We start from the raw sequence: 22,199 nt of genomic DNA, 5'->3' as shown, positions 1-22,199 counted from the left end.
GCCGGCCAGGTCAGGGACGCGGCCGCAGCGTCAGATATGCCAGGCCCGCCGCCACCACCATCGTCACGACACCGATCGCCGAGGTGACAACCACGCCAGCGTCGAAGGCGGCGTGCGCGGACTCGAGCAGCGCCGAGCCCTGGCCTGCTGGCAGGTCCGCCGCGACGCCGTGCGCACCGCCGAGCGTCTCGGCGGCCCGTGCCGCGGCCTGCTCGTCGAGCCCAGCGGGCAGGGTCAGGTGCGAGCGATACGACGCCATCAGGATCGAGCCGAGCACCGCGGTGCCCAGCACCGCGCCGATCTCGTACGCGGTCTCCGAGACCGCCGACGCGGCACCGGCCTTCTCCGCGGGCGCGCCAGCGACGATCAGGTCGTTGGAGATGGTCTCGGCGGCGCCGATGCCCGCACCGAGCAGCGCGAACGCGATCAGGACCGGCGCGACCGCGGTCGGGGAGACGAACAGCAGCACGGTCAGGTAGCCGAGCGACGAGAACAGCAGCGCAACCACCACCACCAGCCACGGCCGGACCCGGCGCACCAGCGGGACAACGGCAAGACCGGCAACGACCATCACCGCGAGCCCCGGCAGCAGCGCAACACCGGCCTGCATCGGGCTGCGACCGAGCACCAGCTGCAGGTGCTGCGAGACGAAATACATGAACCCGACCAGGGAGAACACGCTGAGCAGGTTCACGGCGACGGCGCCGGAGAACGTGGCGCTGGTGAACAGCCGCATGTCGAGCATCGGCTGGGCCCGCCGCAGCTGCCTGCGGACGAATCCGAGGGTCGCGACCAGGCCGACGGCCGCGGGCACCAGGGTCGCGGTGAGGTCGCCGCCGTGCGCGAGGTTCTTGATCGCGTACACGATCGGTGCGAGCGCGAGCAGCGAGAGCCCGATGCTGATCGGGTCGACGGGACCGGGGTTCGGGTCCTTCGACTCCGGGACGAAGATCGGGGCGAGCACGAGCAGCGGGATCAGCACCGGCACGGCGAGCAGGAACACCGACCCCCACCAGAAGTGTTCGAGCAGGAAGCCGCCGACGATCGGGCCGAGCGCCGCACCGGCCGCGAAGCAGGACGCCCAGATCGCGATGGCGAGTCGGCGCTGCGCGGGGTCATGGAAGATGTTGCGGATCAACGACAGCGTCGACGGCATCAGCATCGCACCGAAGAAGCCGAGGATCGCCCGGGACGCGATCAGCATCTCCGGGGTCGGCGCGTAGGCCGCGAACACGGACACCGCGGCGAATCCGGTGGCGCCGATCAGCAGCAGCCTGCGGCGGCCGAACCGGTCGCCCATGCTGCCCATCGCGACGAGCAGGCCCGCGAGCACCATCGGGTAGATGTCGATGATCCACAGCTGCTGGGCGCCGGTGGGTCCGAGCGAGGTGGAGATCGACGGCAGCGCGAAGGAGAGCACGGTGTTGTCCACCGACACCAGCAGCACCGGCAGCATCAGCACCGCCAGGGCAATCCAGCCACGCCTGCCTGCGGTCGGGACGGCGGTGGCCTCGTGGCGATCGAGGACGTGGGTCGACATGACTCTCCGGATTTCTGGTGCGGGATGATCGAAACGAACGCCATTACTGTACCAGCTGGACGGTACAGGAATGGCGTGGGTAGCATCACGTCCGTGTCCCGACCACCCGCCGCGCGAGCCAAGCTGCTCGACGCCTTCGTCACGATCCTGATCGAGCAGGGCGAGCGCGCCGCGACCATCGAGGCCGTCGCGACCGCGGCCGGGGTCTCGAAGGGCGGACTGCTCTACCACTTCGGCTCGAAGGACGCCCTGATCGACGGCCTGCTCGACCACCTCACCGAACTGGCCGCCGAGGACGCGCAGCGGATGCGCGCCGCGCCGGAGGGCGCGGCCGCCTACTACGTGCGGACCTCCAACTTCGAGAATTCCCGGCTGGACCGGGCCATCATCGCCGCCACCCGCCTCAGTCAGGGCGAGAACACCGCGGCGCAGCAGGCCCTGCTGCGCATCCAGCAGGGCTGGATGGACGCGCTCACCGACGAGATCTCCGACCCGTCGGCGGCGCGGGCGGTGATGCTGCTCGGCGACGGCCTCTACTACCGGGCCGCCCACTCCGGCACCGAGTTCGCGGCGTCACCGCAGGAGATGGAGGACCTGCTCGGTGTCGTCCGCCGGATCGTCGGCCCCTGAACGCCTACGCTGATCCCATGCGCATCGGAGCCCATGTACGCCAGGACGACGACCCGATCGGGGCGGGCGAGGCCCTCGGCGCGGAGATCGTCCAGCTGTTCCTGACCGACCCGCAGAAGTGGAACAAGCTGACCCCGCACCCGAAGGCGGAACAAATCCGGCAAAGCCCGATCGACGTCGTCGTGCACTCGTCGTACGTCATCAACGTGGCATCGCTGAACAACCGGATCCGGATCCCGTCCCGCAAGTCGGTGACCGAGCAGGCCACCGCCGCCGCCGACCTCGGCGCGATCGGCCTCGTCGTGCACGGCGGTCATGTCCGCGACGGTGAGGATCCCGCCGCGGGATTCGCCAACTGGCGCAAGCTATTCGAACGCGAGGCGGACGCGGGCGGCTTCGCGGTCCCGATCCTGATCGAGAACACCGCGGGCGGGGACGCCGCGATGGCCCGGCGCTTCGACGACATCGCCCGGCTGTGGGACGCGGTCGGCGAGTTCGGCGCCGGGTTCTGCCTCGACACCTGCCATGCCTGGGCGGGCGGCGAGGATCTCGTCGGGGTCGTCGAGCGAGTCAGGGCCATCACCGGCCGGATCGACCTGGTGCACCTGAACAACTCCCGCGACGAGTTCGACTCGGCGCGGGACCGGCACGCCAACCTCGCCTCGGGCACCATCGACGCCGAGGTGCTCGCCGAGGTGGTGCGCACCGCGCAGGCGCCGGTGATCCTCGAGACCCCCGCGGACGGACTCGCCGACGACCTGGAGTACCTCCGCTCCGTGCTGTGATGCCAGCGAATTGCTAGGGTCGGCAAGTGGATTCCGTGATCGACACGTTCAGCTCACAGGCCGCCCCGTGGTGGGCGGTTCCGGTGTCGATGATCATCGGCATGCTGCTCGGGGTGTTCGCGGTTCGGCGGGGGCGTCCCGCCCCGACACCGGCCGCGCGCACCGCACCGCACGACCCACAGGTTCGCGCGATCTACGTGCGGTTCCTCGCCGCGACCGACACCGCGCACAACAGCATCGTCGAGATCGACGGGGACACGCTCGCCGAGGCGGACCTCGAGCGCGCCCTCGAGTCCAGCGACCCGAAGCTGCGCGCCCTCGCCAGGGCCATCGTCGACCTCGATGGCATGGTCAACGAGCTGCGCCTGCTCGCACCCACCGCCGTCGTCGACGCCGCCACCGACCACTTCCGGTTCCTCACCGAATCCACGATGGACGGCGTCCACGACTGTGACGACTTCCGCGCCAGCTACAACGCCCGCAAGTCGACCTTCGTCGCTGCCGTCCGGGACGCGCACGGCGAGCGGCGACCCAGCGCGCGCTGAGCCGCCGCCGACCGATCGGGTGGGCCGCCCGGTTCAGTACCGGTCGCGCTTGGGCTTCTTGTCGAACTTGCCCTTGCCGAAGCGGCCCTTGCCCTCGCGCGGCGGGCGCTGCCCGGGCGGACCCTGATCGGGGGTGAGCTGGATCAGCACGCCCGAGATCCGGGTGGCGCGCAGCGCCTCGAGGGTCTCGGCGGCCAGATCGGCAGGCAGCTCGACGAGGCTGTGGTCGGGGCGGATGCTGATGTGCCCGAAGTCGCTGCGCCGCAGGCCACCCTCGTTGGCGATGGCACCGACGATGGCGCCCGGCACCACCCGGTGCCGCTTGCCGACCGCGATCCGGTAGGTGGCCATCTCCTGGCCGTTGCGGCCGATCTTCGGTCCCTCGTCGTCGAATCGGCGCGGCGGACGTTCCCGCGGCTCCCGCTCCTTGCGCGGCGGCGCGGGCGGCTCGGGGGCCATCAGGAAGGCCTCGCCGTCCCGGGACTGCACGGCCAGCGCGGCCGCGATGTCGGCGAGCGGCACGTCGTGCTCGCGTTCGTAGTCCTCGATCAGTCGGCGGAACAGCGCCAGGTTCTCGGAACTCAGCGACTCGGTGATCGAATCGCCGAACTTCGCGACCCGCTGCGCATTGACGTCCTCGACGGTCGGCAGCTGGATCTCGGTCAGCGGCTGCCGGGTGGCCCGCTCGATTGCCTTGAGCAGATGCCGCTCGCGCGGCGCAACGAACAGCAGCGCGTCGCCCGACCGGCCCGCGCGGCCGGTACGGCCGATCCGGTGCACGTACGACTCGGTGTCGTGCGGGATGTCGTAGTTGACGACGTGCGAGATGCGCTCGACGTCCAGCCCGCGGGCGGCGACGTCGGTGGCGACGAGAATGTCGAGGGCGCCGGACTTGAGCTGACCGATGGTCCGCTCGCGCTGGGCCTGCACGATGTCGCCGTTGATCGCGGCCGCCGAGAAGCCCCGCGCGCGAAGGCGTTCCGCGAGATCCTCGGTGGCCTGCTTGGTGCGGACGAACATGATCATCGCCTCGAAGGGCTCGACCTCGAGGATCCGGGTGAGCGCATCGAGCTTGCGCTGATGGGCGACCTGCACCCAGCGCTGGGTGATGTTCGTTGCGGTCGAGGTCTTGCCCTTGACGGTGATCTCGACCGGATCGTGCAGGTACTGCTTGGAGATCTTGCGGATCGCGGCAGGCATCGTCGCCGAGAACAACGCGACCTGCTTGTACTCGGGGGTCTCCGAGAGGATCTTCTCGACGTCCTCCTGGAACCCCATCTTGAGCATCTCGTCGGCCTCGTCGAGCACCAGGTGGTCCAGGTGCGAGAGGTCGAGGGTGCCCTTCTCCAGGTGGTCGATGACCCGGCCGGGGGTGCCGACGATGATCTGCGCGCCGCGCCGCAGCCCGGACAGCTGCACCCCGTAGGACTGGCCGCCGTAGATCGGGAGCACGTGCAGCCCCGGGATGTGTGCGGAGTATTTGCCGAACGCCTCGGCGACCTGCAACGCCAGCTCCCGCGTCGGCGCGAGCACCAGCGCCTGCGGACGCTTCTGCTCGGGGTCGATGCGGGACAGGATCGGCACCGCGAACGCGGCGGTCTTGCCGGTGCCGGTCTGCGCGAGGCCCACCACGTCGTTGCCCGCCATCAGGGGCGGGATGGTGGCTGCCTGGATCGGCGATGGCGACTCGTACCCGACGTCGGTCAGTGCCCGCAGCACCCGATCGTCGATGCCGAGATCGGCAAATGTGGTGCTGTCGTTTTCCGGCTCGGGGTACTGCTCGGTGTCACTCATTTCACCAGGAGTTTAGTCGATGTCCGCCGGTGCGGCCGACCCGCGGCCACCCGGCCGAGGTAACCCTGATCACCATCCCGGGCACAATGCGGGGCGAAACCCGCCTTTCGACACCAGGAGCGCCCCGTGGCCGACACGCCGATCCCCACCCACTGGTACAACATCGCCGCGGATCTGCCGGTGCCCCCGCCGCCGCATCTGCACCCGGGGACCAGGGAACCGGTCACACCGGCCGACCTGGAGTCGCTGTTCGCGTCCGGCCTGATCGAGCAGGAGGCATCCACCGAGCAGTACATCGCGATCCCCGAGCCGATCCGCGAGGTCTACCGGACGTGGCGGCCCGCGCCGCTGATCCGGGCGCGCGAGTTCGAGAAGGCACTGGGCACCCCGGCGCGCATCTACGTCAAGTACGAGGGTGTCAGCCCGGTCGGCAGCCACAAGACCAACACCGCCGTCGCGCAGGCGTACTACAACGCGCAGGACGGTGTCACCAGGATCACCACCGAGACCGGTGCCGGGCAATGGGGCTCGGCGCTGTCGTTCGCGTGCGCGAAGTTCGGCATCGACCTCGAGGTGTGGCAGGTGCGGGCATCGTACGAGTCGAAGCCGTACCGCCGGTTCCTGATGGAGACCTACGGCGGCACCGTGCATCCGAGCCCGTCCACGCTGACCGAGGCGGGCCGGAAGATGCTCGCCGACGACCCGAACACCCCCGGCAGCCTCGGGATGGCCGTCAGCGAGGCGGTCGAGGTCGCCGCGGGCGACCCGAACGCGCGCTATGCGCTCGGCAGCGTCCTCAACCACGTGGTGCTGCACCAGACCGTCATCGGCCTCGAGGCCGTCGAGCAGCTGCGCGGCGCGGGCGAGGCAAACGCCGACGTCGTGTTCGGGTGCGCCGGGGGCGGGTCCAACCTGGCCGGCCTGGCGTTCCCGTTCATCCGCGAGGTACTGCACGGCCGCGCGCAGACCCGGGTCATTGCCGTCGAGCCCGCCGCGTGCCCGTCGATCACCAAGGGCGAGTACCGGTACGACCACGGCGACGTCGCTGGCCTGACGCCGCTGCTGAAGATGCACACCCTCGGACAGGACTTCGTGCCGGACCCGATCCACGCGGGCGGACTCCGCTACCACGGCATGGCGCCGCTGCTCAGCCACACCGTCGACCTCGGCTACGTGACCGGCAAGGCCGTCGACCAGACCGCGTCGTTCGCCGCGGGTGTGCAGTTCGCCAGGGCCGAGGGCATCGTCCCCGCCCCCGAGTCGTCGCACGCGATCGCCGCCTGCGCCGAGTACGCGAGGACGCTCACCGAACCCGAGGTGCTGGTGATCGGTCTCTCCGGCCACGGCATGCTCGACCTGCCCGCGTACCACCAGTTCATGCAGGGCAACCTGGTCTCGACCGTGGGCGACATGTCCTGACCTCCCGCTGCGGCCCGATCTCGGCCGTGCGCACAATGGGCGCATGGTCGAGATCGCAGTGGCCCAGTTCTCCGCGGGAACGGGCAAGGACGACAACCTCCGGGTGATCCGCACCCTCGTTGGCGAGGCCGCCTCCCGCGGTGCCCGGGTGGTGGTCGCCCCCGAGTACGCGATGTACACCGCGCCGCGGCTCGATGCGGGGGTCGCCGCCTCGGCCGAACCGCTCGACGGGCCGTTCGTCTCCGGCCTGCTCGCGGTCGCCGCGGAGGTCGGCGTGCACCTGGTGGCCGGGGTGAACGAGTCGCTGCCCGGCGACGACCGGATCTCGAACACGCTCGTCGCTGCCGCTCCGGACGGCACCCTCGCCGCCGTGTACCGCAAGCTCCACCTCTACGACGCGTTCGGCTACCGGGAGTCGGACGTCTACCGGGCAGGCCCGATCACCGATCCCGTCACCTTCACCGTCGACGGCCTCACCTTCGGCATGCAAACCTGCTACGACCTGCGCTTCCCCGAGGTGACGCGGCGGATCGTCGACGCGGGCGCCGACGTGCTCGCGCTGCCCGCGCAGTGGGTGCCCGGCCCGCTCAAGGAGGACCACTGGGCGACGCTGGTCCGGGCCCGGGCCATCGAGAACACCATCTACGTGGCCGCCGCCGACCAGAGCGCCCGCACCGGCTCGGGATGCTCGATGATCGTCGACCCGATGGGCGTGGTCCTCGCCGCCCTCGGTGAGCGCGTCGGCACCGCCCGCGCGGAGGCCGCCGCGGACCGGATCGCCCAGGTGCGGGCGGTCAATCCGGCGCTGACGCTGCGGCGCTTCGGGGTCGCCGAACGATAGTGCCCGGGCCGGGTGCGGCGTAGCGTCGACGGTGCGATGCTCTACGCCACCCGCGCCGAGGCGGGCCGCGACCTGGCCACCTCCCTCGGGCACCTGCGCGGCACCGACCCGCTGGTGCTGGGACTGCCGCGCGGCGGCGTGCCGGTGGCCGTCGAGGTGGCCCGGGCCCTTGCCGGGGACCTCGACGTCATCGTGGTCCGGAAGCTGGGGTTGCCGTGGCAGCCGGAGTTGGCGATGGGCGCCATCGGCGAGGGCGGCGTCCGGGTGCTCAACGAGGACGTGATCGGCCGGTCCGGGGTATCGCCGCTGACCCTGTCCAGCACGGAGACCGCCGAGCGCCGCGAACTGGACCGGCGGGTCCGGCTGCTGCGGGGCGACCGCCCGCCGATCCCGATGGCCGGGCGGACCGTCGTCCTCGTCGACGACGGGATGGCCACCGGCGCGACCGCCGAGGTCGCCTGCCTGGTCGCGCGGGCCGGGGCCGCCGCCCGGGTGGTGGTCGCGATGCCGGTGTCGTCGGAGGAGGCGATGGATCGGCTGCGCGCGGTCGCGGACGAGGTGGTGTGCCCCCTCGTGCCCCGGTGGCTCGGGGGCGTCGGCGGCGCCTACCGCGACTTTCACCAGCTCACCGACGACGAGGTGCGGGCGGCGCTGAAAACGTGATCTACGCCTCACTCCCCTGCGCCGGACACCGCAAAGTCACAGTTCGCGGAACTTCGAGTAACAGACACCTTGTTTCGGCGGCGTTACATCCGGTCATTCCGGACAGGGAAGCTCGTGCATCCCCCGCCGGAATGTGATGCAATGCACACCCGTATGTGTCGGTAGTCCTGGAGGGTCCCCAAGTGCGAGAGTTCGAAGTTCCGCAGTCGTTTTCCGTTCCGGACGACGTCTCGATGGCAGACACGGTGTTCCGCTTCGAGAAGGAATGCCCGCAGCATGTGCCCTTCAAGAAGCTCGTCGGCGGCGCCTGGGTCGATGTCAGCGCGGCGGAGTTCGCCGCCCAGGTCACGGCCGTCGCCAAGGGGCTGATGGCGTCCGGCATCGAGCTCGGCGACCGGGTCGCGATCCTGTGCGCCACCCGCTACGAGTGGGTCGTCCTCGACTACGCGATCTGGACCGCGGGCGGCTGCACCGTCGCGATCTACGAGACCTCGTCCGCCGACCAGGCCCAGTGGATCCTCGAGGACTCGGCGACCGCGCTGCTCGTCGTCGAGACGGCCAAGCACGCCGCCACCGTCAAGGATGTCGCCGAGGCGGCGCCCGCGTTGCGGGAGATGCTGCAGATCGAGGCGGGCGCGCTCGACGAGCTCACCGCCCGGGGCGCCGAGATCACCGATGAGGCGCTGCATGAGCGCCGCGGGCAGGTCGGGGCCTCCTCCCCCGCCACCCTCATCTACACCTCCGGCACCACCGGCAGGCCCAAGGGCGTGCAGCTCACGCACGGCAACTTCAGCGCGGAGTCGCAGGCCGTGAAGATCGCCCTCGCCGACGCGATGTACGAGGGCCGCAGCACCCTGATGTTCCTCCCGCTCGCCCACGTGTTCGCCCGCGCGATCTCGTTCGGCGCGTTCGACAACAAGGTCACCGTCGGCCACACCGCCGACCTGACCACGCTGGTCGACCAGTTCGCGGTGTTCAAGCCGAACTTCATCCTCTCGGTGCCGCGGGTGTTCGAGAAGGTCTACAACTCGGCGAAGCAGAAGGCCGAGGACGGCGGCAAGGGCAAGATCTTCGGCAAGGCCGCCGAGACGGCGATCGCGTACAGCGAGGCCATCGAGAACGGCGGGCCCGGCCTCGGACTCAAGCTCAAGCACGCCCTGTTCGACAAGCTGGTCTACGGCAAGCTGCGGGCCGCGCTCGGCGGCGAATGCGACCGCGCCGTGTCCGGCGGCGCCGCGCTCGGCGCCCGCCTCGGCCACTTCTTCCGGGGCATCGGCGTCCCGGTCTACGAGGGCTACGGCCTCACCGAGACCAGCGCGGCCGTCACCGTGAACACCACCACCGCGCAGCGGGTCGGCACCGTCGGCAAGCCGCTCAACGGGCACGCCGCGAAGATCGCCGAGGACGGCGAGCTGCTGCTCAAGGGCCCGGTCGTGTTCGGCGGGTACTGGCACAACGACGCAGCAACCGCCGACTCGATCCGCGACGGCTGGTTCCACACCGGCGACCTCGGCTCCATCGACGAGGACGGCTTCGTCTCGATCACCGGCCGCAAGAAGGAGATCATCGTCACCGCGGGCGGCAAGAACGTCGCCCCCGCGGTCCTCGAGGACGCCCTGCGTGCGCACCCGCTGATCAGCCAGTGCCTCGTCGTCGGCGACGCAAAGCCGTTCATCGGTGCGCTGATCACGATCGACCAGGAGGCGCTGCCCGGCTGGCGCGAGCGCAACGGGGTCGCCGCCGACCTGCCGATCGCCGAGGTGGTCAAGCACCCCGACCTGGTCGCCGAGGTCGACGCCGCGATCGCCGAGGGCAACAAAAAGGTCTCCAGCCCGGAGCAGATCAAGAAGTACCGCATCCTCGACGTGGACTTCACCATCGAGACCGGGGAGCTGACGCCGACGCTCAAGCTCAAGCGCAACGTCATCCACGACACGTTCGGCACCGCCATCGAGGCGATCTACACCTGACGTCACCGGCGGACGTTCCCGGCGCCGCCGAATGGGCCGTCTCCCGCGGGAGGCGGCCCATTTGCCGTTCGCGGCGGTTCGGGTTCAGCCGGATTGGGTTCAGCGGGATCGGGTTCAATGGCGGGTATGACGACGACAGTTCCTGGCTTCGGTGATCGGTTCCCCAAGCTGCTGCTTGTTGGTCCGGGCGCGGTCGCCGAGCCGCGGCTCCTGCGCGCGCTGCACCTGGCTGGGGTCGCGGCGCTCCCCGGCGACCGGGAGGCCAGCGGGCAGAAACTGTTCGGCGCCCGCATCGTCGACGACCCGGCGGACGGATGGAACGAGCTGGGGCCCTGGGTGCGGGCGGCGGTGACGTTCGGCGCCGACGCGTGGACCGCGATGCAGGCCGTCCTGTCGCTCAGCGGTCCGGACTACGCGCCGGGGGCATCGACGGTGAGCGCGGGCGACCGACCGGTCACCGTGCTCGCGTGCCCCGACCTCGACGACGCCGCCCTCACCGACGCGGCGCTCGCCGGGGCGCTTGCGGCGGCGCAGCGGGCGGCCGGGCTGGCGTGGGGATGCGGTGGCCGGGCCTAAATCCTGGCGGCGTCGATCATCCGGCGCGCGACGTCGGCGTCGCCGACCATCTCCAGTGCGGCAAGCGGGCGCCTGCGCCACATCGTGAGCAACAGGTCCTCCGCTGTGCCGCGGATCGCCACAGTACTCCTCCCGTGTCCGGCCTCCACCCGGACTCCGTCGGCGCCGAAGGCGAGCAGCAGCTCCGCATCCGGGGTGTCGGTGCCATGCAGGTGAACGCTCTTGCCGTGCAACGTGTTCGGAATCTGCGGGACGGCCCGCGGCAGCATCAGCCGCGCCCACTCGTCGACACCGTCCGCGGCGCAGCGCGGATCGACCGGCGCGGGCGGCCGGCCACCGGCGGCGTGCACCGCGTCGGCTGCATCCACCCGGTGCACCGTCACCTCGTGCGCCTGCCTGCGCGCCCAGAACCGGACCGTGCCCGGGCCGGTCAGGGTCGGTGCGGCCCGGTCGACGTCGCTGCCGGACAGCTCGGCGAGCAGCGCATCGAGGGACTCCCGGTAGGCGGGCAGGCAGCCGGGTCCGTGCGGCAGCGGCGGGGCGTCGGCGGACCCGGCGAGGGTGGCGCCCGGCCCGGCGGCGAGCACGCCCGTCACCCAGCGGTGCACCTTCCCGGTGTGCCGGATCACCCGTTCCAGGGTCCACCCCGGCACCGTCGGGACCGGGGCGCCCAGCGCGTCCGGGGGCATCGCCGCCAGGCGCATGCCCTCGGCCCGCAGCACGGCGACATGCTCGTCGGGTGTCATGTCCGAACGCTATCCCGGAGGAACGCGGCGACGTCGGAGGTGACCCGCCGATGCACCGGTTCGTGCAGCAGGTCGTGGCCCGCGTCCTGGTACTCGCGGAGGTCCGCGGTCGGGACGGCGGCCGACCACGCCCGTGCACCGTCGATCGGGGCGAGCCGGTCGTCGACGCCGTGCACCACCAGGATCGGCGCCAGCACCCCGCCGACCGCGCCCGGATCGGCCGCGGCGGCGCGCGGAAGCCCGCACAGCACGACGGCCCCGAACCGGTCCGGCGCGGCGCCGAGCGCGGCGATCGCGGTGGCGGCCCCGAGCGAGTGCCCCATGACCGCGAGCGGCAGCCCGGGTCGGTCGTGTGCGGCGAGGTCGGCGAGTAGCAGCGCGTTGGCCCCGAGCACGTCGAGCGAACCGGGGTGGCCGGGTTCGCCCTCGCTGAGCCCGTGCCCGACGTGGTCGAGTGCCCAGGTCTCGATGCCCTCGGCGGCGAGGGCCCGCCCGAACCGGTGATAGTGGCCCGTGTGCTGCCCCATGCCGTGCAGGAACACCAGCGCGGCGACGGGGTCGGGGCACGGCCAGCGACGGTGGTGGACCTGCCCGGAGGCCCCGGTGAAGAACGGCACCACCCGATTATGTCGGGACGGTCTGCCATAGTCGCAGTCGTGTTCCTCCTCGACGACGTCCTCGTCCACAGCGCGGGCGACCTGACGCGGGCGGCGGACTGCGAGTTCGCGCTGCTGCGGCAGCTCGACGTGACCCTCGGGCATCGCGCCCGGCCCGCGGCGGGCCCGTCGGATCCGATGCTCGAGCGGACCACCGCCCTCGGCGACGCCCACGAACGCCGCAGGCTGGACGAGTACCGGCAGCGGTTCGGCGACGGTGTCGTCACCATCGAGCGGCCGCGGCTCGACGCCGAGGACCTGGCCCGCGCGACGAAGGCGACGATCGATGCCGCCCGCGCGGGTGTCGAGGTGATCTACCAGGGCACCTTCTTCCGGCAGGCGACGCCCGCCGCCCGGTTCCTCGGCTTCTGCGACTTTCTGGTGCGCACCGACGCCGGGTACCGGGTCGTCGACACCAAGCTGTCCCGGCACGCCAGGGTGCCCGCCCTCCTGCAGGTGGCCGCGTACGCGGACGCACTGGCCGCCGACGGCGTCCCGCCTGCACCGACGGTGAGCCTGGTCCTCGGCGAGGGCACCGAGGTGTCCTACCCGCTCGACGACATCCTTCCGGTGTTCCGGCAGCGCAGGGACGCGCTGGTGCGGCTGCTCGACGAGCACCGCGACCGGGGAACGGCGGTGGTGTGGGGGGAGGTCCGCGGCTGCGGGCGGTGCGCCGACTGCGGCCCGGAGGTGGAACGCAGCCGGGACCTGACCCTGGTCGCGGGACTGCGCTCGACGCAGCGGGACGTCCTGATCCGCGGCGGCCTCACCACCGTGGACGCCCTCGCCGGCGCCACCGAGCGGGTCGCCGGGATGAGCGAGCGCACCTTCGCCGCCCTGCGGGGGCAGGCCGCCGTCCAACTCCGCACACCACCCGGCGGTCCGCCTGCGGTCGAGGTCACCGACCCGGACGCGCTCGCCGCGATCCCCGCCCCCGACCCGGGTGACATCTTCTTCGACTTCGAGGGCGACCCGCTGTGGGCGGAGGACGGATCCACCGACTGGGGGCTGGAGTACCTGTTCGGGGTGGTGGAGTCCGACGGCACGTTCCTGCCGTTCTGGGCGCACGACCGGATCGGGGAGCGCCGGGCGCTGCTCGACTTCCTGGACTACCTCACCGACCGCCGGAAACGATTCCCGCACATGCACGTTCACCACTACTCGGCGTACGAGAAGACCGCCCTGCTGCGCCTGGCCGGTCGCCACGGCGTCGGGGAGGACGCGGTGGACGCGCTGCTGCGCGAGAACGTCCTGGTGGACCTGTGCCCGGTGGTGCGGGGTGCGCTGCGGGTCGGGGCCCCGTCCTACTCGATCAAGAAGCTGGAGCCGCTGTACATGGGCGACTCGATCCGGACCGGCGTCGACAACGCCGCCGACTCGATCGTCGAGTACGGCCGGTACTGCGCGCTGCGGGACGCCGGTGACGACGCCGCGGCCGCGGTGCTGGCCGGGATCGCGGACTACAACGAGTACGACTGCCTATCGACGCTGCGCCTGCGGGACTGGCTGCTCGGCCTTGCCGCCGAGCGGGGCGTACGGCCGCACCCGGCGCAGCAGGCCGTCGACGTCACGGTCGAAGAGCCCGGCGCGGACGAGACGGCGCTGCTGGCGCACGTCGGCGGGGCGCTGGCCGGCGACCGGAGCAAGGACCAGCAGGCGGCGGCGCTCCTTGCCGCGGCGCTCGGCTACCACCGCCGCGAACGAAAGCCGTACTGGTGGGCACACTTCGAGCGGCTCACCGCCCCCGTCGACGAGTGGGCCGACACCGCGGATGCCTTCGTCGCCGACACCGTGACGGTCACCGAGGACTGGCACACGAGCACGCCGCGGCAACGCAAACAGCGTCGCACGGTCCGGCTCGTCGGCCGGTGGGGGTCCGGCTCGACGGCCCGGGTCGGCGATCAGCCGTTCGCGCTGTACGACGCGGCGACCGGGATCGGCAGCGAGGACGCGGCGAGCCGCGGGACGGTCACCGTCACCGTGCGCGCGCTCGCGTCCGACCCGGGCAGCGACGGCCGCGCCCGCGACGTGGTGCTCATCGAGGAACTGCAGGGTGCCGACCCGCACGACAGCGTGCCGATGGCGCTGGCACCCGGCAGGCCGGTGCCGACCAAGAACATCGAGGCCGCGATCGCCGCTCAGGCCGCCGTGGTCGCGGCCGCGCTGCCGACGATGCCGGGCACCGCGGCCCTGGACATCCTGCGCCGCATCCCGCCCCGCACCCGGTCCGGGGCGCCGCTCCCCGCCGCCGACCCCGACCATCGGGCGCAGGCGATCACCGGGGCGCTGCTCGACCTCGACGACTCGTACCTGGCCGTGCAGGGGCCGCCGGGGACCGGGAAGACGCACACCGGCGCCGCCGTCGTCGCGGACCTGGTCACCCGGCACGGGTGGCGGGTCGGGGTGGTCGCGCAGTCGCATTCGGTGGTCGAGAACATGCTCGACGGCATCGTGCGGTCGGGGGTCGCCGGTGACCGGGTCGCGAAGAAGCCCGGGTCGGGGCTCGCGGACGACCCGAAGTGGACCAAACTCGACCCGTCCGGATTCCCCGCCTTCCTCGACGAGAACGCGGAGGGCGGCTGCGTGATCGGCGGCACCGCATGGGATTTCGCGCACCCCCACCGGGTCCCGCCGGGCAGCCTCGACCTGCTGGTCGTCGACGAGGCCGGGCAGTTCTCGCTTGCGAACACGGTCGCGGTTGGGCGCTCCGCACGCAACCTGCTGCTGCTCGGCGACCCGCAGCAGCTTCCGCAGGTCAGCCAGGGCATCCACCCCGAGCCGGTGGACACCTCCGCGCTGGGGTGGCTGGCCGCCGGGCACGGCGCGCTCCCACCGGAACTCGGGTATTTCCTCGACATCACCTGGCGGATGCACCCCGCGGTGTGCGCGGCGGTGTCGGACCTGTCGTACGAGGGCAGGCTGCACGCGAAGGAGTCGGTCACCACCGGGCGGCACCTCGCGGGCGTGGAGCCGGGGGTGGAGGCGCTGTTCGTCGACCATGTCGGGAACTCGACCGCGTCCGCCGAGGAGGCGGCGGCGATCACCGCGGCGGCCGTCTCGTTGATCGGCACGCCGTGGACCACCGCGGCGGGCGAGGCCCCGCGCCCGCTGGGGCAGGCCGACGTCCTCGTCGTCGCGCCCTACAACGCGCAGGTGACGCTGATCCGCGAGCACCTCGCCGCGGCGGGCCTCGGCGAGGTGCTCGTCGGCACCGTCGACAAGTTCCAGGGCAGGGAGGCCGCCGTGGTGTTCGTGTCGATGACGGCGTCGTCGGCCGCGGATGTGCCCCGCGGGATGGGCTTCCTGCTGTCCCGGAACCGGTTGAACGTGGCCATCTCCCGGGGCAAGTGGCGCGCGGTGATCGTCCGCTCCCCCGCGCTCACCGACTACCTGCCGTCAACGCCGGACGGGCTGACCGAGTTGGGCGCGTTCCTCCGCACCCATCCCGGGCCCGCCCTGGTTCAGCCGAAGCACTGACCTTCGCCGCGGTAGGTGGGCACCGTGGTGACGGCGCCGTCCGCGGCGACGAGGTGCACGTCGGTGAACCGCTCGCACAGCTCGCCCGCCTTCGCGTGCCGGAACCACACCCGGTCCCCGATCCGCAGCGCGCTCGCCGCGAGTCCGGTCACCGGGGTCTGCACCTCGCCCGCGCCCTCGTTGCGCAGCAGACTCAGCCCGGCAGGCCACACCGGCGTCGGCACCCGAGACGCCCCGGCGGGGCCGGAGGCGATGTAGCCGCCAGAGAACAGCGTCGCGATCTTCGGGCTCGGCCGCCGCACCGTGGACAGCGCGAAGAACATCGCCGGACGCGGGGTGAACGACCGGTAGCGGTCGAAGAGGGTCGGAACGAACAGGCCGGACCCGGCGGTGACCTCGGTGACGGCCGGGTCGGCGGAGCTGACCTCAAGCGAGCCGGTGCCGCCGCTGTTGACGATCTCGAGGCGGCCCGCCACCGCGGTGACGGCGGCGACGACCGCACCGCGCCGGGTGGACAGTTCCGTGGCGGAGGCCCTCTTAACCAGTCGCACGGCGGCGCTGGTGTCCGGGAGCCCGGCTATCTGCGCCTCGTAGAACATGACCCCGACCACCGCGCAGCCCCGGGTCGTTGCGGCGCGGGCGAGGTCGGCGGCCTGCTCGGGGGTGCGGAGCGGCGAGCGGCGGACGCCGAGATGGACCGGCCCGATCCGCAGCGAGGCGTCGACGTCGAGGCACAGCCGCGCCCCGGTGGCGCCGGCGGCGGCGATGACGTCGAGGTGCTCGGCTCCGTCGATCATCAGGGTGATCGAGTCCCGCAGCAGCGAGTCGGCACCGAACTCGGCCAGCGCACCCCGGTCGACGGTGGGATACCCCATCAGCACGTCGCGGGCGCCCGCGCGGACGAGCCAGATCGCCTCGCGCAGCGAGTAGGACATGATGCCGCGGAATCCGCCGGACTCGGTGAGCCCCGATCCCAACGCGCGTTCGAGGACCGCACGGGTGCGGACGGACTTGCTTGCCACCCGGATCGGGGTGCCCGACGCGCGCCGCACCAGGTCGGCGGCGTTGGCGTCGAGGGAGGCCAGGTCCACCGCGGCGAACGGCGGATCGAGCGGGCGGGTCGCCGCGTCGAGCCGGGCGACGGTGCCGGTGGGTGTCATGGCGGATCGATCGGTGGTCGCGGTCACCTGCCCAGTCAATCACCCCATTTGGACAACTGTCCATGATTCGGGGCTGGCGCCGCGGCGGGACCGGTCAGATCTCGACGGCCTTGCCGGTGACCATCTGCACCAGATCGTCGAGCTCGGCGAGCACGGCCTCGCCGTTCCGATCGACCAGCCAGCGCAGCACGATGCCGTCGATGACGGCGAGCGCGAACCGGGCGATGTGCGCCACCGGCTCGGTCCAGCGCATGCCGACATGCGCGGCCGAGGTCTCGAGGAACTCGATCGCCTCGGCGTCCATCGTCGCGTACTGGTTGGCGGCAATGGAACCGGCCAGCTCGGCCCCGGCGGCCTGCTGCCGCAGACCGTAGGCGGTGATCTCGTAGGTGAGCAGCTGCCGGTCGGGGGTGGCCTCGACGATCGGCCACATCGCGGACAGGCCGCTGTGCAGGAGCTCACGCAGTCCGCGCACCCCGGTCTGCGCCTCGTCGGTGTGCGCCTGCCCGAAGGCGTACCGCAGGGCCTGGCTCAGCTGCAGGACGAGGGCCTCGCCCATCGCCGCGACGAGCGCCTCCTTGCTCTCAAAGCAGTAGTGCACGACACCGAGCGACACACCCGCTTCCTCCGCGACGGCGCGGATCGTGACGGAGCTGACGCCGCCTCGTTCCGCGATCCCCATCGCCGATTCGACCAGCTGTGCGCGGCGTTCGTCCGCAGGAAGGCGATTCAGCATTCGACGATCCTAAAACGTCCCAACCTGATTGGATACAAGGTGTTGACCTGGACGGACGTCCAGGTAATAGTGTGCAGATGCACTCACAGAAGTGGCACAACTGGGCGCGCAGCGCCGGTGCCGACCCCCGGCGGTTCGCCACGCCGAAGTCCGTTGCCGAGCTCAGCGCCGAGATCACCCGGGCGGCGGACGAAGGACTGCACGTCAAGTGCGTCGGCGCCGGGCATTCGTTCACCCCGATCGCGGTGACCGACGGCGTGATGATCAGCCTGGACAATCTGAGCGGGATCGAATCCGTGGTGCCGGCCGGGGAGTCCGGCGCCCTGGTGACCGTCCTCGCCGGCACGCGGCTGCACGACCTCAATCCCAGGCTGTGGGATCTCGGCCTGGCGATGATCAACCTCGGGGACATCGACGCGCAGTCCATCGCCGGGGCGATCTCCACCGGCACCCACGGCACCGGCGCCCAATTCGGCGGTCTCGCCACCCAGATCCGCGCCATTCAGCTCGTGCTCGCGGACGGTGCGGTCGTCGACTGCTCCGCCGAGGAGAACCCCGAACTGTTCCACGCCGCCCGCCTCGGTCTCGGCGCGGTCGGTGTCATCGCGACGCTGACGCTGCAGTGCGCGAACGCATTCATGATGCGGGCCGTCGAGGCGCCGGCCCGGTTCGGTGACACCATGGCTCGACTCGACGACCACGTCCACGGCGTCGACCATTTCGAGTTCTACTGGTTCCCGCACACGGACCGGGTTCTGACCAAGCACAACACCCGACTCCCCGCGGACACGCAGGCCCGGCCGGTCGGTGCGGTGCGCGCCTACATCGACGACGAACTGATCTCGAACACGATCTTCGAGGGCGTCAACCGGGTCGCCACCCGGTTCCCCGCCGCGATCCCCAGGATCAACAACCTCTCCGCACAGGCGCTGAGCGCCCGCGAGTACGTCGACCGCAGCTACCAGGTCTTCGCGTCGTCGCGGCGGGTGCGGTTCCGGGAGATGGAGTACGCGGTGCCCGCCGCCGCGCTCCCCGAGACCCTCCGCGAGATCGACCGCTGGATCAACGACTCCGGGTTCACCGTCGCCTTCCCCGTCGAGGTGCGCTTCGCCGCCGCCGACGACATCTGGCTCTCCACCGCGTCCGGCCGGGATACCGCCTACGTGGCAGTGCACCAGTACCATCGCCGCGACCACCGTGAGTACTTCGACGCCGTCGAGGCCATCGCGAAGGCGGTCGACGGCCGTCCACACTGGGGAAAGATGCACTCGCGGACCGCGGACGACCTGCGGCCCAGCTATCCGCACTTCGACGAGTTCCGCTCGGCCCGCGACAAGTACGACCCGGAGCGCCGCTTCGACAACGACTATCTCCGGCAGGTGCTCGGATAGCCCGCGTCAGCCGCCGAGCAACTCCGCCTTCCTGGCGAGGCTCGCGAAGGACGCCTCGATCGAGTTGCGCGCCAGCCGCTCCCGCTCCGCGTCGGTGAGTCCGACGTCGGCGCGGAGCCGGGCCAGGTTGTCGTCGACGTAGCCACCGAAGTACGCGGGATCGTCGGAGTTGACGGTGACATGCAGCCCCCGCGCGAGCATCCGGCGGATCGGGTGGTCGGCGAGCCGGTCGACCACCCGCAGCCGGACGTTCGACAGCGGACACAGGGTCAGCGGAACCCGGTCACGCACCAACCGGTCGACCAGGTCGTCGTCCTCGACGCAGCGGATACCGTGGTCGATCCGTTCGACGCCGAGCAGGTCGAGGGCCTGCCGGATGTAGTCGGGAGGGCCCTCCTCGCCCGCGTGTGCGACGACGTGCAGCCCGGCGGCGCGGGCCCGCCCGAACACGTCAACGAACAGCGACGGCGGATACCCGACCTCCGCGGAGTCGAGGCCGATCCCGAGCAGCGGGGCCCCCGACCCGACCAGGTCGGTCAGCAGCGCGTCCGCCTCCGGGACGGGGCGGTCCCGGAGGATGCCCGCAATCAACCCGGTGCTCACGCCGTGCTCGGCCTCGCTGCCCGCCAGCGCATCCCCCAACCCTTCGAGGACCTCCCGCAGCGGGACGCCCCGGGCGGTGTGCGCCTGCGGATTGAAGAAGATCTCGGCGTGCCGCACCCCCGCCGCGGCCGCTCGCGCCAGGTACGACCTGGCGAGGTCGGCGAAGTCCTGCGCGGTGCGCAGCACCGTCATGTTCGCGAAGTACAGGTCGAGGAACGACTGCAGGTCGGTGAACTCGTACCGGGATCGCAGGTCGTCGAGGTCGGCGTACGGCAGGTCAATCCGATTGCGCTGCGCGAGTTCGAAGATCAGCTCCGGCTCGAGCGCGCCCTCGATGTGCATGTGCAGCTCGGCCAGCGGTGTCGCCCGGGTGTCGGTTGCGGGATCGGTCATGCCGTCAGCCTGCCACAGTGCTGCTCTCGTCCCTGCGCGGCGCGTCCGCGCCATCCTCGACTCGGCGTGGCCGCGAGAAGCACAGCGACGCAACGAATCCGACCAGCAGCACCACGGCGGGCAGCAGCATCGACTGCCCCATCGCGGAGCTGAACCCGTCCCGGACGACGTCGGGCATCGCGCTGGCCATGCCCTCGTGGGCGGCACCGGCGGAGGGCACCCCATTGGCGGACAGCCGGGCCGTGATCAGGGCGCCGATGCCTGCGCTGCCGAGCACCGCGCCGACCTGCCGGGTGGTGTTGTACACCCCCGAACCGGCGCCTGCCTGCTGCGGCGGCAGGTTGCGGGTCGCGGTCGCGGCAAGCGGTGACCAGATGAACGCGTTCGCCACACCCATCAGCGCGATCGGCAGCAACAGTTCCCAGATCGCGACCTCGGGCGTCATCACCAGCGCCAGCCAGCCGAACGAGACCGCCAGCATCAGGAAGCCGGGGGCGGCGATGTACCGCGGGTGCGCCCGGTCGACGAGCTTGCCGACGTTCGGGGCGAGGACACCGGTCAGCACCGCCATCGGCACCATGAGCAGGGCCGACCCGGTCGGCGACAGCCCCCGCACCCCCTGCGCGTAGAACATCAGCGGCAACACCATCGCGGTGATCGCGAAGCCCATCGAGGTGATCGCAATGTTGGCGAGGGAGAAGTTGCGGTCGCGGAACAGCTCGAGGGGCAGCAGCGGCTCGTCCCGGTTGCGGGACTGGTTCCAGACGAACACGCCGAGCAGCAGCACACCGGCCGCGATCATCAACCAGATCCGCACGGACCAGTCGTAGGTGTTGCCCTCCTGCAACCCGAACACCAGCAAGAACATGCCTGCGGCGCTGAGGACCACGCCGGGCAGGTCGAACCGGTGCTCGTGGGTCTCGAGGGTCGGGACGTACCGCATCGCGGCGAGGAAGGCGATCACGCCGACCGGAACGTTGACGATGAAGATCCACTGCCATCCGAGCCCGTCGACGAGCACGCCGCCCGCCAGCGGCCCGACCAGCGTCGCGACGCCGGCGACGGCACCCCACAGTCCCATCGCGGTGCCCCGCTTGTCCGGCGGGAAGATCCGGGTGATCACCGCCATCGTCTGCGGCGTCATCAACGCGGCACCGAAGCCCTGAACGACGCGCGCCACGATCAGCATCTCGATGCTGCCGGACAGGCCGCACCACAGCGAGGCCGCGGTGAACAGGGTCAAACCGAGCAGGTACAGGCGTTTCGGACCGAATCGGTCGCCGAGCCTGCCGGTGATCAGCAGCGGAACCGCGTACGCGAGCAGGTAGGCGCTGGTCACCCACACCACGCTGTTGATGTCCGCGCCGAGGTGCTCCATGATCGCCGGGTTCGCGACCGCCACGATCGTGGAGTCGACCAGGATCATGAAGAAACCCAGGCACAGCGCCCAGAGCGCGGGCCACTGCCGGATCTCGACGGGTTGGTTGGTGACGATCACGGGTGAGCCCCTTGCCTCGAGCCTGAAATATACGGAGCGGGTGTGAGCGGGGCAAGGCCACCGATCCCGCGACCCGATAGCGTCACGGGGTGGACTCGCACCAACTCGACATTGTCGCCCTCGCCTGGTCGCGAGAGCTCGGCCTGCCGGACGACGCGCTGCGCGTTGCCGGTTCCCGAACGATACGACCGGCCACCGACACGGTCCGGTTTCTGCGGTTCGCCGGCGCGAGCGCGCTCGTCGGGCCGCCCTGGTTCCTCGACCGCGCGGCGGCGCTCGACGACGACGCTCTGGCGTCCCGGTCGACCCTCGGCGACCTGACCAGGGACCACGGCGGGCGGTGCACCGGCCCCCGCCTGCTGGCCTACGCGTCCGAGGTGGGCGACATCAACGTGGCGAGCCCCCTCATCTCCCACGTCCTCCCCCACGTGCTCGCCTTGCAGGCGCTGTGCCCGCCGGACGACGTCGCCGAGGCCGACCTCACCGCCCGACGCAACTGGTTCACGCTCCTCGACGAGGACGCGCGGCCGCTCTCCTGCGCCGGCTACTCCGAATGGCAGGGGATCATCGCCCGGCTCGGGGTGCTGACCGTTCCGGAGGCCCGCCGCCGGGGCAACGGAACGACGGTCGGCAGGCTGTGCACCAACGACGCGATGGACGAGGGCATGATCCCGGAGTGGCGCAGCCACCCGGAGGACCTCGCCTCCCGCGGGCTGGCCGCACGACTCGGCTACGAGGAACTCGGCTCGGTCACCGAGGTGGCGCTACCGTGAAGA

At 71.4% G+C, this 22,199-nt stretch carries 19 protein-coding genes; 11 read left to right on the top strand and 8 right to left on the bottom strand.

What is annotated here, in order from left to right; all coding sequences use genetic code 11:
• Positions 1-10: 10 nt before the first annotated feature.
• The gene (locus ACFWPA_RS04865) at positions 11-1,540 is read right to left on the bottom strand and encodes an MFS transporter (RefSeq protein ID WP_378505904.1); all 1,530 of its coding nucleotides are present in this window, start codon (positions 1,538-1,540) and stop codon (positions 11-13) included.
• 93 nt (positions 1,541-1,633) lie between these two features.
• Between ACFWPA_RS04865 and ACFWPA_RS04860 the strand changes: the two genes are divergently transcribed.
• Genes ACFWPA_RS04860 through ACFWPA_RS04850 form a run of 3 tightly spaced genes read left to right on the top strand, consistent with a single transcriptional unit; the run spans position 1,634 to position 3,500 of the window.
• Complete coding sequence (locus ACFWPA_RS04860) at positions 1,634-2,170, top strand: TetR/AcrR family transcriptional regulator (RefSeq protein WP_378505903.1); 537 nt, start codon at positions 1,634-1,636, stop codon at positions 2,168-2,170.
• A gap of 17 nt (positions 2,171-2,187) precedes the next feature.
• Positions 2,188-2,955 (top strand): deoxyribonuclease IV, encoded by a 768-nt coding sequence (locus ACFWPA_RS04855; RefSeq protein ID WP_378569725.1) that lies wholly within the window; start codon positions 2,188-2,190, stop codon positions 2,953-2,955.
• Positions 2,956-2,981: 26 nt separating this feature from the next.
• Positions 2,982-3,500, top strand: coding sequence for a hypothetical protein (locus ACFWPA_RS04850; protein WP_378505901.1), 519 nt, complete (start codon positions 2,982-2,984; stop codon positions 3,498-3,500).
• A 33-nt stretch (positions 3,501-3,533) separates the two neighbouring features.
• On the opposite strand, the gene ACFWPA_RS04845 is transcribed toward ACFWPA_RS04850, so the two are convergent.
• Positions 3,534-5,294 carry a DEAD/DEAH box helicase gene (locus ACFWPA_RS04845; protein ID WP_378505900.1) on the bottom strand — a complete coding sequence of 587 codons (1,761 nt, stop codon included), beginning with the start codon at positions 5,292-5,294 and terminating at the stop codon, positions 3,534-3,536.
• Between the two features lie 126 nt (positions 5,295-5,420).
• Between ACFWPA_RS04845 and ACFWPA_RS04840 the strand changes: the two genes are divergently transcribed.
• The 5 genes from ACFWPA_RS04840 to ACFWPA_RS04820 all read left to right on the top strand — a co-directional run bounded on the left by ACFWPA_RS04840 (position 5,421) and on the right by ACFWPA_RS04820 (position 10,763).
• Positions 5,421-6,713: a TrpB-like pyridoxal phosphate-dependent enzyme gene (locus ACFWPA_RS04840; RefSeq protein WP_378505899.1), complete on the top strand. Its 1,293-nt coding sequence runs from the start codon at positions 5,421-5,423 to the stop codon at positions 6,711-6,713.
• Between the two features lie 43 nt (positions 6,714-6,756).
• Positions 6,757-7,554, top strand: coding sequence for a carbon-nitrogen hydrolase family protein (locus ACFWPA_RS04835; protein WP_378569724.1), 798 nt, complete (start codon positions 6,757-6,759; stop codon positions 7,552-7,554).
• Positions 7,555-7,590: 36 nt separating this feature from the next.
• Positions 7,591-8,217, top strand: coding sequence for a phosphoribosyltransferase (locus tag ACFWPA_RS04830; protein WP_378506053.1), 627 nt, complete (start codon positions 7,591-7,593; stop codon positions 8,215-8,217).
• Positions 8,218-8,399: 182 nt separating this feature from the next.
• Positions 8,400-10,187, top strand: coding sequence for an AMP-dependent synthetase/ligase (locus ACFWPA_RS04825; RefSeq protein WP_378505897.1), 1,788 nt, complete (start codon positions 8,400-8,402; stop codon positions 10,185-10,187).
• Between the two features lie 126 nt (positions 10,188-10,313).
• Positions 10,314-10,763, top strand: coding sequence for a hypothetical protein (locus ACFWPA_RS04820; protein ID WP_378505896.1), 450 nt, complete (start codon positions 10,314-10,316; stop codon positions 10,761-10,763).
• On the opposite strand, the gene ACFWPA_RS04815 is transcribed toward ACFWPA_RS04820, so the two are convergent.
• Entirely contained in the window at positions 10,760-11,509 is a 750-nt protein-coding gene (locus tag ACFWPA_RS04815; protein WP_378569723.1) for a maleylpyruvate isomerase N-terminal domain-containing protein, read from the bottom strand. The genes ACFWPA_RS04820 and ACFWPA_RS04815 overlap by 4 nt on opposite strands.
• Positions 11,506-12,126 (bottom strand): alpha/beta hydrolase, encoded by a 621-nt coding sequence (locus ACFWPA_RS04810; protein WP_378569779.1) that lies wholly within the window; start codon positions 12,124-12,126, stop codon positions 11,506-11,508. Before ACFWPA_RS04810 ends, ACFWPA_RS04815 begins: the two co-directional genes overlap by 4 nt.
• A 39-nt stretch (positions 12,127-12,165) precedes the next feature.
• Between ACFWPA_RS04810 and ACFWPA_RS04805 the strand changes: the two genes are divergently transcribed.
• Positions 12,166-15,642, top strand: a complete 3,477-nt coding sequence (locus tag ACFWPA_RS04805) for a TM0106 family RecB-like putative nuclease (protein ID WP_378569722.1) — start codon at positions 12,166-12,168, stop codon at positions 15,640-15,642.
• Here the strand turns inward: ACFWPA_RS04805 and ACFWPA_RS04800 are convergent.
• Together ACFWPA_RS04800 and ACFWPA_RS04795 are read right to left on the bottom strand one after the other, a co-directional pair.
• Positions 15,627-16,802 (bottom strand): amino acid deaminase/aldolase, encoded by a 1,176-nt coding sequence (locus tag ACFWPA_RS04800; protein ID WP_378569778.1) that lies wholly within the window; start codon positions 16,800-16,802, stop codon positions 15,627-15,629. The two genes, ACFWPA_RS04805 and ACFWPA_RS04800, sit on opposite strands and share 16 nt — an antisense overlap.
• Before the next feature lie 94 nt (positions 16,803-16,896).
• Positions 16,897-17,538 carry a TetR/AcrR family transcriptional regulator gene (locus tag ACFWPA_RS04795; RefSeq protein ID WP_378505893.1) on the bottom strand — a complete coding sequence of 214 codons (642 nt, stop codon included), beginning with the start codon at positions 17,536-17,538 and terminating at the stop codon, positions 16,897-16,899.
• Positions 17,539-17,615: 77 nt separating this feature from the next.
• On the opposite strand from ACFWPA_RS04795, the gene ACFWPA_RS04790 reads away from it, so the two are divergent.
• On the top strand, positions 17,616-18,929 hold the full coding sequence (locus ACFWPA_RS04790; protein ID WP_378569721.1) for a D-arabinono-1,4-lactone oxidase: 1,314 nt from the start codon (positions 17,616-17,618) through the stop codon (positions 18,927-18,929).
• A 6-nt stretch (positions 18,930-18,935) separates the two neighbouring features.
• Here the strand turns inward: ACFWPA_RS04790 and ACFWPA_RS04785 are convergent, their stop codons facing one another.
• Both ACFWPA_RS04785 and ACFWPA_RS04780 read right to left on the bottom strand, forming a co-directional pair.
• Positions 18,936-19,925, bottom strand: coding sequence for an adenosine deaminase (locus ACFWPA_RS04785; RefSeq protein ID WP_378569720.1), 990 nt, complete (start codon positions 19,923-19,925; stop codon positions 18,936-18,938).
• Between the two features lie 4 nt (positions 19,926-19,929).
• A complete protein-coding gene (locus tag ACFWPA_RS04780; protein ID WP_378506050.1) occupies positions 19,930-21,351 on the bottom strand; it encodes a DHA2 family efflux MFS transporter permease subunit in 1,422 nt (473 codons plus the stop codon).
• A gap of 161 nt (positions 21,352-21,512) precedes the next feature.
• On the opposite strand from ACFWPA_RS04780, the gene ACFWPA_RS04775 reads away from it, so the two are divergent.
• Entirely contained in the window at positions 21,513-22,196 is a 684-nt protein-coding gene (locus ACFWPA_RS04775) for a GNAT family N-acetyltransferase (protein ID WP_378569719.1), read from the top strand.
• The last annotated feature ends 3 nt before the right edge of the window (positions 22,197-22,199 follow it).

The sequence above is a fragment of the Rhodococcus sp. NPDC058505 genome (assembly GCF_042720095.1).
Lineage (GTDB): Bacteria > Actinomycetota > Actinomycetes > Mycobacteriales > Mycobacteriaceae > Rhodococcus_G.
This window is presented reverse-complemented; position numbering and strand designations above follow the sequence as displayed.